This window comes from Blastococcus sp. SYSU DS1021 (assembly GCF_054050995.1).
Map to the genome: position 1 here is coordinate 205,404 of NZ_JBJHAL010000002.1, position 12,417 is coordinate 217,820.

The window sequence follows — 12,417 nt, forward strand, 5'->3', positions numbered from 1 at the left end:
GCTACCGCAGGCCGAGCCGGCGGGCCTCCTCGTCGAGCTTGGCCTGCCGCCGCTCCCGGCGGCGGCGCTCGTGCCGGCGCAGCGGCGCCGGCCAGCGGGCCTGGATGGTGGCGTTGAGCTCCGCACCCAGGAGCACCGCCATGCCGAAGAAGAAGCAGAACAGCAGGGCGCCGATCGGTGCCGCCAGCGCTCCGTAGGGCAGGGCGGTGGTGAGGAAGCTGCCGACGTAGGCGCGCAGCAGCAGCGCGGCCACCAGGAAGAACCCGAGGCTGAGCAGCGCGCCGGGCAGGTGCCGACGCCACGGCAGCCGGTTCGGCAGGGTCACGTGGAAGAAGCTGGTGAGCGCCAGCAGCAGGCCGATCACCACGAGCGGCCAGTACACGGCGTTGATCAGCATGTCGGTGGTGCTCCGCCAGTCGGCCGGGACGAGGCCGACCAGCGTGCCGCGGCCGAGCACCAGGAGCGGGAGCGTCAGCACCGCGAGGAGAAGCCCGACGACGAACAGCCACAGCGCCTTCAGCCGGGTGCGGATCGGGCCACGCACGTCGCGCTGGTCGTAGGCGATGACGATGGTGTTCATGAAGGTCGCGGTCGCCGAGGACCCCGCCCACAGCGAGACCAGGAAGCCGACGCTGACCACCTCCAGCCGGCCCGAGCCCAGGATGTCGGCCAGCGTGGGGCGTACCAGGTCGTCGACGACGTCGTCGGTCAGCACCTCGGACGAGGCGTTCAGCAGTTGTTCCTCGATCATCGTGACCGCGTCGTCGCCGATGAGGGAGCCCAGGTAGCCCAGCGAGCCGAGCAACCCGATGAGCAGCGGCGGTACCGACAGGATCTGCCAGAACGCCGCCTCGGCCGACAGGCCGATGATGCGGTCCTGCCAGGCCTTGGCCAGCGTGCGCCCGAGCACCTGCAGCGGCACCCGTAGCGGGGTCGGCCACCGGCGCAGCCGGGAGGGCGGTGGCACATCGGCCCGGGTTGCGCCGGATGCGCCGGGAACGGGGGGCTCCGGCTCGTCCGCGCCGGCCCGGGCGGGCGAGCCGCTGGGGAGGACGGCGCTCACCTGCACAGTGTGCACGCCGCGCCGGCGGGGACCGGCGGGACTCCCGGCGCCGGCGCCCCGCGGAACGCCTCGGGCGGCCGGCGTCAGGCCGCCCGCGGACGCGGCGGGCGCCGGCCTCCGGGCGCGGGCGAGCCGCCCGGTGCGGTGCCCTCGGGGCCCGGCGGGGCCGGCTCCTCGGCGGGGACGCAGTTGATCACGGGTTCGGCGGCGTAGCGCGTGCGGAAGGGCTCCCGCTTGATCTCCGCACCCGTGTCCAGGTCGCGGAAGACGCGGGTCACCGTGATGTCGAACCCGGTCGAGCCGGACTGGGGCTCGCAGGTGGGGCTGTCCGGCTTGTTCTGCACGACCGGCTGGCGGATGTTGTAGCGCTCGCTGCTGATCGACTCGATCTCGTAGCGCGGGGTCCCGTAGAAGGTGACGGTGATGGTCCCCGGCGTCCAGGCGGTGTCGATGTAGACGCCCGTGTCCCCGTCGTTGCGCCACTTGAGGTCGATCGAGTCGTAGTAGACCGTCGCCTCGCGGCCGGCCGGGTAGCGGCTGATGTAGTAGCTGTGCGGCTTGTGGAAGACGTCCTCGAGACCGGCGAAGAAGACGGCGTTGAACATCGTCGTGGCGAACTGGCTGATGCCGCCGCCCACGGCGGTGGTGAACTCGCCGTTGTTGATGACGCCGGCCTCGACGTAGCCCTGCGCCAGACCGCGGGGTCCGGTGAAGCCGTTCAGGCTGAACGTCTCCCCGGGCATGACGATCGCGCCGTCGACCTCTTCGGCCACCACCCGGATGTTCGTCCCGCTGGCCGGGTTGCCGATGTTGGTGGTGAAGCTGGAGATCTCCTCCCGGATGCCGAGGGCCTCGGCCTCCTCGGTGGTGAAGTCCGCGGGGACAGGGCCCAGTTCGGCGGTGACGGTCCGGGGCGCGTCCTCGGTCAGCACCGGCAGCAGCTGCTCGGCCAGCCGAGCCGGCGCGATACCGGTGCCGTCGACCGACGGGACGACGCGCACCGAGCCGCCGGAGACGTCGAAGGTGGCGTCCTGCGCCGGGGCGCCGAAGACCGACAGCTCGTCGCCGAGCGCCGCCTGCAGCGACCCGGGGTCCAGCTCGACGGCGAGCTCGCCGTCGTCCTCGGGGGTGAAGGCGAGCGCGTCGGCGATCGCCGTCACCGGCACCTCGGCCGAGGTGGTGCCGTCCTGGCTCACGACCTGGACGGGCGCGGAGAGCGCGGGGGTGACCGTCTCCTCGAGGACGCGGCGGGCCTCCTCGGCGTCGACCCGGACGGGGGTCTCTTCCACGGGCAGCTCGATCGGCGTGCTGGGGTCCCCGCCGGAGGCCAGGGCGTCGGTGATCGCGTCGGCGGCGCCCTCCCGGTCGAGGGTCCGGCCGTCCACCGGCTCCACGACCGACGGCGTGGTGCCCTCGATGGCGATCGTGGCGTCCTGCGGAGCCCGGTCGACCTGTGCGGCGATGGCCTCGATCTGCGCGTTCAGCGCCGTCTCCTCGCCGGTGATCACCGGCTCCACCTCGCGGTCGGAGACGAGGGTGACCAGGCGCGTCCAGGGGTTGAGCGGCTGCTCCTCGGCCGCGTCCACGGTGCGGGGGACGTCGAGGGTGATCCCCGCCGTGGCGGGGGAGAGGGTGGCCGTCACGTCGGCGGCGGTGACGGGGTGGTCGGCCACGACCCGGGGGGCGAGCTGCTCCTCCAGCCGCTGGGCCGCCATCGCGGGGGAGAGCCCGCCGACGTCGACACCGGCGACGACGGTGTTCCGCGGCACCTCGCCGGAGGACGCGACCAGGTCGATGCCGTAGAGGGCGGCCAGCGCGGCCAGGACACCGGCGGGGACCAGGGCGGCGCGGCGCCGCCACCAGGGGCCGCGAGGGCCGCCGTGGTCCTCCTGTCCCGGCGGCGGGGGACCGGCGGCATCGGCGTCCTGGGTGGCCGGCTCGGGGGGCGCGGCGTCCGTGGCGTCCGTGGCGTCGCGGTCGTCGACGGGAGGGATGACGCCGGTTCGCGCGCTGTCGTCGTCCGCGGCGGGTGCCTCCGCGTCCACCGGGATGCGGCGGGTGCTGGCGGCGTCGTCGTCCACCGGGTCCGACCCGGTGGCGGCGTTCTCCGCGGTGACCGGGGACGCAGCGGGCGTGCCGGGCTGCCAGTCCCGGCCCACCGGACGGGTGTCGTCCGCCCCGGCCTGGTAGGCCGGGACCGAGCCCGTGGGCGGTGGTGGCCCGTCGCCGGCGTCGGGACGCATGCGCACCGTCTCGTCGGATGCGGGGTGGTGCTGGGACATGGGGGTTTCCTCCGGTCGCCGCCGACCGGGGGTCCCCACAGACGACGGAGCCGCCGGCCCGGCGCCCGCACGAGGCGGGACGTCGGACGCGGCGGCGTCGTCGGGTGAGGCGGTCATCGCGGGCGCGACGATAGCGCCTCTCTCACGCAGTTACGCGCTGCTCGCCCTCAGTGTCGATGATGTCGACGGCGATGTCACGCAGCTTGCCCTCGTACTCGCGGGCGTGGTGTCCGCAGAACACGAGGTCGCTGCCGTTGGCGAGCACGACACGGACCTTGGCAAGTGCGCCGCAGCGGTCGCAGTGGAAGGGCACGACCAGGTCGTCGGCGGCGGGGGTCGTCGTCAGCGTCTGGGTCATCTGGGTCATCACTCGCTCTCTACCGCACGGACCCGCGGCTGCGGATCGGCCTCCTGCACAGCGCCAGGATGGCCCCTCGGATTCCCGTTCCCGCCCGGTTCATCCCGGACTCGCCGAATGAGATGAGTCCGTAACACGCCGGGCGTGGGTGGAGCGGGTTCAGCAGGGGACGTCACTGGCTGGGACGGGTGGTGCACGTGCTGGTGATCATCTGCCGGGCCGTCGGGTGACCGGTCCGGCCGTGGGTCCGCTGCTGTTCTGACGGGCCCCACGCTACGCCGTCTACCCGACAGGTGTCGGCGTACACCGCCACCGGCACTCCGTGACCCCGTCCGGGTCATGGCGCTGCGCGAGGCCGACGGCGGTGTCCGGGACCGGTGCCGGCGTCCTAGTCCAGGTAGTCGCGCAGCACCTGGGAGCGGCTGGGGTGGCGCAGCTTCGACATCGTCTTCGACTCGATCTGACGGATCCGCTCACGGGTCACGCCGTAGACCTGGCCGATCTCGTCGAGGGTGCGCGGCTGGCCGTCGGTGAGGCCGAAGCGCAGCCGGACCACGCCGGCCTCCCGCTCGGAGAGGGTCTGCAGCACGCTGGTCAGCTGGTCCTGCATCAGGGTGAAGCTGACGGCGTCGACGGCGACGACGGCCTCGGAGTCCTCGATGAAGTCGCCGAGCTGGCTGTCGCCCTCGTCACCGATGGTCTGGTCGAGGCTGATCGGCTCCCGGGCGTACTGCTGGATCTCCAGCACCTTGTCCGGGGTGATGTCCATCTCCTTGGCCAGCTCCTCCGGGGTGGGCTCGCGGCCCAGGTCCTGGAGCAGCTCGCGCTGGATGCGGCCGAGCTTGTTGATGACCTCGACCATGTGCACCGGGATGCGGATGGTGCGGGCCTGGTCGGCCATGGCGCGGGTGATGGCCTGGCGGATCCACCAGGTCGCGTAGGTGGAGAACTTGTAGCCCTTGGTGTAGTCGAACTTCTCGACCGCGCGGATCAGGCCGAGGTTGCCCTCCTGGATCAGGTCCAGGAACGCCATGCCGCGGCCGGTGTAGCGCTTGGCCAGGGAGACCACGAGGCGGAGGTTGGCCTCCAGCAGGTGGTTCTTGGCGCGCTCGCCGTCGCGGACGATCCAGTTGAGGTCGCGGCGCATCTGCGGGGAGAGCTTCTGGCCCTCCTCCTCGGCCTGGCGCAGCCGCTCGGCGCCGTAGAGGCCGGCCTCGATCCGCTTGGCGAGGTCGACCTCCTCCTCGGCGTTGAGCAGCGCGACCTTGCCGATCTGCTTGAGGTAGGCGCGGACCGAGTCGGCCGAGGCGGTGAGCTCGGCGTCCTTGCGGGCCTGGCGGAGGGCCTCGGACTCCTCCTCCTCGTCCCACTCGAAGTCGGTGCCGCCCTCGGCGGTCTCCTCCTCGGCGGCGACCTCGACACCGTCCTTGCCGGTGACGACCGTCTCGTCGAGCTTGAGGCCCTCGGAGCCGGCGTCGACGACCGCGACCGCGCCGTCCTCGCTGGCCACCGCGGTGAGGACCGTGCCCTCGCCGGCCGCCGTGGACGGGGTGATCGCCGGCTTTGCGCGGCCCTTGGCCGCGGTCGTGGTACCGGCGGCCTTGGCCGGTGCCTTCTTCCGCGCAGCGGCCGGCTCGCCGGCCGGCTTCTTGGCACGGGTACCGGCTGCGGCCGTCCTGGCGCGCGGGGTGCTCGCTGCGGCTGCTTCCGGTGCTGGCTGATCGGCGGGCACTCAGGTTCCTTCCCGTGCTGGGTGCGTTCCCCGGGGGACCGTGTGGCCCGCGGGCAGCGGCTCCGGCCCTGTGCTCGGAGCGGGAGGGGACCCCACGGACCGGCGCGGCGTTTGGCCACGATCGGGTATGGGAATCCCTCCCGGCTGGAGCGCGGCGGGCTGGGGCTCCACCATTGTAACGACGTCGCCGGGTGAAACCAGCGCCTCGCACCCCGGCCCCTCGCTCCGAGGGGGCGGTCGGCTCACCCCGGGAGGGTCACTCGGCGCCGGGACGCCGCGGTCAGGCCTCGCCGCGCTCGGCCGCAGCCAGCGCGGCCCCGACGATCCCGGCGTCGTTCTGCAGCTCCGCGGGCACCACCGGGGTGCGCGTGGACAGCAGCGGGACCCACTTGTGGGCCTTCTTGCTGACCCCGCCGCCCACGATGATCAGGTCCGGCCAGACGCCGGCCTCCAGGACGTCGAGGTAGCGGTCGACGCGCTGCGCCCACTCGGGGTAGCTGAGCTCCTCCCGCTCCCGGGCGGCCGCGGAGGCGCGCTTCTCGCCGTCTTCGCCGTCGACCTGGATGTGACCGAACTCGGTGTTGGGCACCAGCTTCCCGTCGACGAACAGCGCGCTGCCGATGCCCGTGCCGAACGTGAGCATGAGCACCACCCCGCGCCGGTCGCGGCCGGCGCCGTAGCGCATCTCGGCCAGCCCCGCGGCGTCGGCGTCGTTCAGCGTCTCCACCGGGCCGGGGACACGCTGGGCGACCCCCGCGGCGAGGTCCGTGCCCAGCCAGGTCTTGTCGACGTTCGCGGCCGTGTGCGCGACGCCCGACTTGAGCACCCCCGGGAAGGTCACCCCCACGCGTCCGGACCACCCGAACGACCCGACGATGCGAGCCACGACGTCGAAGACGGGCTCGGGCAGCGACGGCTGCGGCGTCTCGATGCGCAGCCGCTCCCCGATCAGCCGTCCCTCGTCCAGGTCGACCAGGCACCCCTTGATGCCGCTGCCGCCGATGTCCACCCCGAAGCCCTGCACGCCGACAGGCTAGTGGAAGGCCCCCCTCGCCCCTTGCAGCTCGCATGCTCGCAGCGGGCCCCGACGAGGGGTCCCCTCCCTGCGGCAGGATCGCCGCATGACCTCTGCGCACGCACTTCCCTCCGACCGGCCGGCACCGGGCGCGCTGCTGGAGCTCGCGGTGACGGCCGCACGGGAGGCCGCCGCCCTGGTGGCCCGCGGGCGGGAGTCCGCCGGCGAGCACGTCACCACCAAGTCCAGCCCCGTCGACGTCGTCACGGCGGTGGACACCGCCAGCGAGGAGCTGCTGGTGCGGCGGCTGCTCGCCGCCCGGCCGGCGGACGGGGTGCTGGGGGAGGAGGGGGCCGCACGCGAGGGGACGAGCGGGGTGCGGTGGATCGTCGACCCGATCGACGGCACCGTGAACTTCCTCTACGGCATCCCGGCCTACGCCGTCTCGGTGGCCGCCGAGGTCGACGGGGTGGTGCGGGCCGGCGTGGTGCTCAACGTGGCCACCGGGGAGCTGTTCTCGGCGACGTCCGGCGGCGGCGCGTGGCTGGAGTCGCCCGGGCGGCCGCCGCGCCGGCTCACCGTTCCGACGCCGGAGGCGCTGGACCGGACGATGGTCGCGACCGGCTTCGGCTACCGGGTCGAGCAGCGGAGGGCCCAGGGCGCGGTGGTGGCGCAGCTGGTCACGCGCGTGCGGGACATCCGGCGGTTCGGCAGTGCCGCGCTGGACCTCTGCGCCGTGGCAGCCGGCCGGGTGGACGCCTACTACGAGCTCGACCTGAACCCGTGGGACCACGCGGCCGGCGCGCTGGTGGCCGCCGAGGCGGGCGCGGTGGTGACGGGCCTCGACGGCACGCCGGTCGGCGAGCCGATGGTCGTCGCGGTGGCGCCCTCGGTGGCCGAGCCCTTCCTCGCGCTGGTGTCCGAGCTGCACCGCTGACCGGCAGTGCGGCTCAGCAGTCCTCGGCGGCGCTCTCCGGCGCGGTGAGCGCCGTCTCGACCTCCTCGGGGGTGGCCAGGCTGTCGGGGAAGGTGAACTCGGGGCCGAGGACGAGGTCGACGACCGCGGTGGCCCGGGTGTCGCGGTAGTCCCCGACGCCCGGCGCGTGCACCGCGAGGAAGCGTGCGGCGTCGTTGCCCGGCGAGCCGTGGCGGACCTCCCCGACGCCCTCCACCTCGCGGCTGCTCGGGTCGTTCGCGACCTCGCTCACCGTGAAGCCGCGTGCGGCGAGCTCGTCGGCCACCGTCTGCGCGAGCCCGCCCTGGTCCGTGGCGTTGAGGACCCGCACCGAGACGGCTGCCGGGTCCAGCGACGGGGGCGCCGCCTCCGCGGTGGCGCACGCCCGCGCGTCCGCGGCCTGCTGCTCCCGGTCCTGCCGGACCACCGTCCACCACACCGCTCCGGCGGCCAGCGCGAGGACCAGCAGGAAGATCAGCGGGGGGAGCGGGCGACGGCCACTGCGCGGGCGCACCGGAGGCTGGACGGTGCGCTCGGTCACGGGAATGCTCCTCGGGCGGGATCCGGCAGGCGGGGGGCCGACCGGCCGGGACGGGACGGACGGCGCCGACGACTGGTGCGGACGGCTGTCAGCAGCGAGCTTAGGGGCGGACGGCGTACCTAGATCGCACCGTCGTCCAGCGCGGCGCGTCCCCGCTCGACGCAGGGGTCGATCCGGTCGGCGTAGCCCGCCGTGTCCTTGCCCGCCATGGCTCCGGCGGCCGAGCGGGCGACGATGCCGGCGACGATCGCCGCGAACTTGAAGTAGGCGAAGCCCACGTACCAGGGCAGGTCGGAGAGGTCCAGGCCGCTGCGCTCGGCGTAGCGTGCCGCGACCTCCGCGCGGGTGGGGAAGCCCTCCAGGGCCGTCACCGTGCTCTGCCCGGCGACGCTCCGCTCCCCGGCCTGCGGCCAGTAGACGTGGAGCATGCCCAGGTCGGCCAGCGGGTCGCCCAGGGTCGACATCTCCCAGTCCAGCACCGCCCGGACGCGGCCGGGAACCTCCGGGTCGAGGAGGCAGTTGTCCAGCCGGAAGTCGCCGTGGACGATCCCGTGCCGCTGGGTGGTGGGCACGGTCTCCGCCAGCCGGGCGGCGAGGGCGTCCAACCCGGGACGCTCGCGGTCGCGGGTCGCCTCCCACTGCTGGGTCCAGCGGCGCACCTGGCGGGCCATGAAGCCCTCCGGGCGGCCGAAGTCGCCCAGGCCCACCGCGACGTGGTCGACCGAGTGCAGATCGGCCAGGACGTCGACCAGGCCCTCGCCGATCGCGCGCCGCCGGGCGGGATCGTCGGCGTAGCCCTCCGGGATCCGGTCGATGACGTGCAGGCCGACGACACGCTCCATCACGTAGAACGGCGCGCCCAGCACGCTCGTGTCGGTGCACAGGTGCAGTGTCCGCGGCACCGGCACCGGCGTGGGGACCAGCGCGGAGATCACCCGGTGCTCGCGGGCCATGTCGTGCGCGGTGGCCAGCACGGCGCCCGTCGGTGGACGCCGGAGGATCACCGCGTCGTCCGCGGACCCGCCCTCGGGCGTCACCACGTAGGTGAGGTTGGACATGCCCGCGGCGATCAGCTCGACGTCCACCGATCGCCATCGCTCCTCCCCGAAGACGGAGGCCAGGTACGGCCCGACGACGGCTGGATCAGCACCCGGGGGAGTCGCCACCGGCGCAGGGTAACCTCTGGCGCTCCGCCGCCCGCCCGGCCCTTCCCGGGCCCGATGTGTCACCTCCGCGGAGTCGGGCACAAATCGGGGCCGGACGGCGTTGGGCGGCTGCTGGCCACTCCGCGAGGGGAGGCCGGCGCAGTGGACGGGCGCCCGGTGAGGGACGCCCCACACCGACCCACCGGTCGCCCACCGGCGATCGGCCAGGACGACGGCGCGCACCCCGCGCCGCGTCAGACGAGCGGGCACGACGCCCGCGAGAACCCCGGAGGAGGGGCACACCCCATGGCCACCGACTACGACGCCCCGCGCCGCAACGAGACCGACGAGCTCGGCGAGGACTCGCTCGAGGAGCTGAAGGCTCGCCGGGCCGAGGCCCAGTCCTCGTCGGTCGACGTCGACGAGACCGACTTCAACGAGAACCTCGAGCTCCCCGGAGCGGACCTGTCGAACGAGGAGCTCACCGTCCGCGTCCTGCCCAAGCAGGAGGACGAGTTCACCTGCTCGCGCTGCTTCCTGGTGCAGCACCGCAGCCGTCTGGCCTCCACCCGCGGCGACCAGCTGCTCTGCCGCGACTGCGCCTGAAAGGACCCCCGTGCCCCCCGCCACTCGCAGGCTCGCGGCGGGACCCTGCACGGGGGCCGTTCCAGTACCTCACCTGGGGGACCGATGACCGAGGGGCCGCGGACCGGGGCGCCGCGTGACGTCCCACCGCCACGACCGGTGGCGCCGTCGGACGGCGCCGCGCCGGTCGAGGAAGGCCCCCTGGCGCGCGCCGGGCGGGCCGTCGCCGACGCCGTCGCCGGGCTGACCGGGAGCGGCGCCGACCGGGCGGCCGGAGGCGGCCTGCGCGACGTCGTCGGTGCCGTCGCCGGCGCCGTGGCCGGAGCGTTCGGCGGAGGGGGCAGCGGCCCGCCGACGCCCGGCCCGGCCGACGCCCGGGTTCCCGGCGGGGACGGCCGGGCACCTGGCGCCCTGCTGGGCGACCTCCTGGCGGCCGCGGTGCCCCGGCTGCCGATCCGTGACCGGGAGCGGCTGCGCGCCGCCCATCCCGGTCTCTCGGACGACGAGATCGCCGAGGCGCTCGTCCAGCGTGCCGGCCGGGCCACCTCCGGGATCGGCGCGGCCACCGGCGGGCTGTCCGCCGCGCACTGGTTCGCGCCGCCGTCGCTGCTCGCCGTGCCCCTGGAGCTGGGGGCGGAGACGGTGCTGGTGGCCGCGGTGGAGGTCGTCCTCATCGGTGAGCTGCACGAGCTGCACGGCCGACGACCCCCCGGGGACGCCGCCGCGCGTGCCCAGGCATACCTGGCCGGCTGGTCGCAGCAGCGGGCCGTGGCCGGCGTCGGCGCCGCGGGGCTCGGCTCCGTCCTGGGCACCGCCGGTATGCGCGCCCTGCGCCGGCGCATGACCCGCCGGCTGGCCGGTGCCGTCCCCGGCGCGGCCCCCTTCCTCGTCGGCGCCGCGCTCTCCGGCCGGGTCAACCGCCGGGCGACCGAGGGCCTGGCGCGCCGTGTCCTGTCCGACCTGCGCGGGCCCGGAGCGTGAGGGCGGGGACCTTATAGGGTCGCCGACGTGCCCGATCCCTCCGCCGAGCTGGACGTGCCCGTCCTCCTCACCGCACCCGACGCGACCGTCCCGCGCTACGCGCTGGCCGGTGACGCGGGCGCCGACCTGGCGGCAGCCGAGGACGTCGAGTTGGCCCCCTTCGAGCGGCGGCTGGTGAGCACCGGTGTCGCGGTGGCCATCCCGGAGGGCTACGCCGGTTTCGTGCACCCGCGGTCCGGGCTGGCGCACCGGGTCGGGCTCAGCATGGTGAACGCGCCCGGCACCATCGACGCGGGGTACCGGGGCGAGATCATGGTCAACCTCATCAACCTCGACCCGGCCGCCCCGCTGCGCCTGTCGCGCGGCGACCGCATCGCGCAGCTCGTGGTGCAGCCGGTGGTCCGCGCGCGGTTCGTGCCGGTCCCCGAGCTGCCGCCCAGCGAGCGCGGCGGGGGTGGGCACGGCTCCACCGGCGGGTACCAGGCCGGTGCGGCCGGGTCCTCCGACACTCCAGCACCCGAGGGGAACTGACATGCCGTTCGGACGACGGCGCAACCGCATCGACCGCAGCCTGCGCGAGCGGGGCGTCCCCCCGGAGCCGCAGCAGCGCATCCGGGACGTCCCGCCCACGAGCGGTCCCTGGGACGAGGCCGACGCGCCCGACGACGGTCTGGCGCGCATCGACCTGGGGGCGATCCGGCTGCCCGCACTGCCCGGCATGGACCTGCGGGTGGAGCTCAACCAGCAGCAGAAGGTGATCGGCGCGACCCTGCGCCACGGGGACTCGCTGCTGCAGATCGCGGCTTTCGCCGCGCCCCGCGCGGCCGGCATCTGGGACGACGTCCGCGCCGAGCTGGCCCGCAGCGCCTCGGGTCAGGGCGCGTCGCTGCGCGAGGTGGAGGGCCCGTTCGGCGCGGAGCTCGTCGGCACCGTCGTGGCGGCCCCGCCGGCGCAGCCCGGGCAGGCCGCCCAGCCGCCGGTCCGGCGACCGGCCCGCTTCCTCGGCGTGGACGGACCCCGCTGGTTCCTGCGGGGGCTGCTCAGCGGTTCCGCGGCCGCGGGCGCCGAGGCCGAGGCGGCGGCGCTGGAGGCGGCGTTCCGCGGCATCGTCGTCGTCCGGGGCAGCGAGCCCATGCCGGTGCGCGAGCCGCTCCCGCTCGCCCTGCCCCCGCAGGCCGCGGCCCAGCTGGCCGCGCAGCGGCCCGCCCCGGGGACGGCTGCGGGCCCGCGGTCGCCGGACGGCGGGCCGGCTGCCGGCCCGGCCTGACGACGCGATGCAGGGAACACCCGCGCGCGTCCCCGTGGGCACCGTGGCGCACTACGCTGGAACCGTGACGGAGACCCGACCGGCGGGCTGGTGGTCGCGCACGTTGCAGCGACTCACCGCCGACGACCACACCATCGACGCGCAGGAGCTGCGCGCGGGAACGGCCACCGCCGGCTGCGAGCCGGTCAGCACCTGCCGCAAGGGCGCGGTGGTCACCGTCACCGGTCGGCTGAAGTCGGTCGTCTACACCCCGCGCGAGACGGTGCCCACGCTCGAGGCCGAGCTGTTCGACGGATCGGGGTCGGTGACGCTGGTGTGGCTGGGCCGGCGGCGGATCGCGGGCATCGAGCCCGGTCGGTCGCTGACCGCGCGGGGGCGGTTCGCCTCCTTCGACGGCCGGCAGGTCATCTACAACCCCTGGTACGAGCTGAGCGCCGGCTGACCACCGCACAGCGGCGGGGAGCCGTCATGCGTGGGCCGGGCAGCGATCGGG

General features: G+C 74.9%; 13 protein-coding genes. 6 read left to right on the top strand and 7 right to left on the bottom strand.

Features of this window, described 5'->3' with window-relative positions:
* Position 1: 1 nt before the first annotated feature.
* From ACI8AP_RS02525 to ppgK, 5 genes are all read right to left on the bottom strand, one after another.
* On the bottom strand, positions 2-1,063 hold the full coding sequence (locus tag ACI8AP_RS02525) for a YihY/virulence factor BrkB family protein (RefSeq protein ID WP_456587748.1): 1,062 nt from the start codon (positions 1,061-1,063) through the stop codon (positions 2-4).
* An 83-nt stretch (positions 1,064-1,146) separates the two neighbouring features.
* Entirely contained in the window at positions 1,147-3,345 is a 2,199-nt protein-coding gene (locus tag ACI8AP_RS02530; RefSeq protein WP_456587749.1) for a VanW family protein, read from the bottom strand.
* 142 nt (positions 3,346-3,487) lie between these two features.
* On the bottom strand, positions 3,488-3,712 hold the full coding sequence (locus ACI8AP_RS02535) for a DUF7455 domain-containing protein (RefSeq protein ID WP_091930645.1): 225 nt from the start codon (positions 3,710-3,712) through the stop codon (positions 3,488-3,490).
* 379 nt (positions 3,713-4,091) lie between these two features.
* On the bottom strand, positions 4,092-5,435 hold the full coding sequence (locus ACI8AP_RS02540) for an RNA polymerase sigma factor (RefSeq protein WP_456587750.1): 1,344 nt from the start codon (positions 5,433-5,435) through the stop codon (positions 4,092-4,094).
* Between the two features lie 280 nt (positions 5,436-5,715).
* Positions 5,716-6,459 (bottom strand): polyphosphate--glucose phosphotransferase, encoded by a 744-nt coding sequence (gene ppgK / locus ACI8AP_RS02545; RefSeq protein ID WP_456587751.1) that lies wholly within the window; start codon positions 6,457-6,459, stop codon positions 5,716-5,718.
* Positions 6,460-6,556: 97 nt separating this feature from the next.
* On the opposite strand from ppgK, the gene ACI8AP_RS02550 reads away from it, so the two are divergent.
* Complete coding sequence (locus tag ACI8AP_RS02550; protein WP_456587752.1) at positions 6,557-7,387, top strand: inositol monophosphatase family protein; 831 nt, start codon at positions 6,557-6,559, stop codon at positions 7,385-7,387.
* 13 nt (positions 7,388-7,400) lie between these two features.
* Here the strand turns inward: ACI8AP_RS02550 and ACI8AP_RS02555 are convergent, their stop codons facing one another.
* Together ACI8AP_RS02555 and ACI8AP_RS02560 are read right to left on the bottom strand one after the other, a co-directional pair.
* Positions 7,401-7,946: a LytR C-terminal domain-containing protein gene (locus ACI8AP_RS02555; RefSeq protein WP_456587753.1), complete on the bottom strand. Its 546-nt coding sequence runs from the start codon at positions 7,944-7,946 to the stop codon at positions 7,401-7,403.
* 119 nt (positions 7,947-8,065) lie between these two features.
* A complete protein-coding gene (locus ACI8AP_RS02560) occupies positions 8,066-9,112 on the bottom strand; it encodes a phosphotransferase family protein (RefSeq protein ID WP_456587754.1) in 1,047 nt (348 codons plus the stop codon).
* Between the two features lie 285 nt (positions 9,113-9,397).
* Here ACI8AP_RS02560 and ACI8AP_RS02565 point away from each other — a divergent pair, with 285 nt between their 5' ends.
* The 5 genes from ACI8AP_RS02565 (at position 9,398) to ACI8AP_RS02585 (ending at position 12,366) form a co-directional block, all read left to right on the top strand.
* Positions 9,398-9,697 carry a DUF4193 domain-containing protein gene (locus ACI8AP_RS02565; RefSeq protein WP_456587755.1) on the top strand — a complete coding sequence of 100 codons (300 nt, stop codon included), beginning with the start codon at positions 9,398-9,400 and terminating at the stop codon, positions 9,695-9,697.
* A 138-nt stretch (positions 9,698-9,835) separates the two neighbouring features.
* A complete protein-coding gene (locus tag ACI8AP_RS02570; protein ID WP_456587756.1) occupies positions 9,836-10,657 on the top strand; it encodes a hypothetical protein in 822 nt (273 codons plus the stop codon).
* A gap of 27 nt (positions 10,658-10,684) precedes the next feature.
* Positions 10,685-11,188 (top strand): dUTP diphosphatase, encoded by a 504-nt coding sequence (gene dut / locus ACI8AP_RS02575; RefSeq protein WP_456587757.1) that lies wholly within the window; start codon positions 10,685-10,687, stop codon positions 11,186-11,188.
* A 1-nt stretch (position 11,189) separates the two neighbouring features.
* Positions 11,190-11,924, top strand: coding sequence for a DUF3710 domain-containing protein (locus ACI8AP_RS02580; RefSeq protein ID WP_456587758.1), 735 nt, complete (start codon positions 11,190-11,192; stop codon positions 11,922-11,924).
* A 64-nt stretch (positions 11,925-11,988) separates the two neighbouring features.
* Positions 11,989-12,366: an OB-fold nucleic acid binding domain-containing protein gene (locus ACI8AP_RS02585; protein ID WP_456587759.1), complete on the top strand. Its 378-nt coding sequence runs from the start codon at positions 11,989-11,991 to the stop codon at positions 12,364-12,366.
* Positions 12,367-12,417 lie beyond the last annotated feature (51 nt).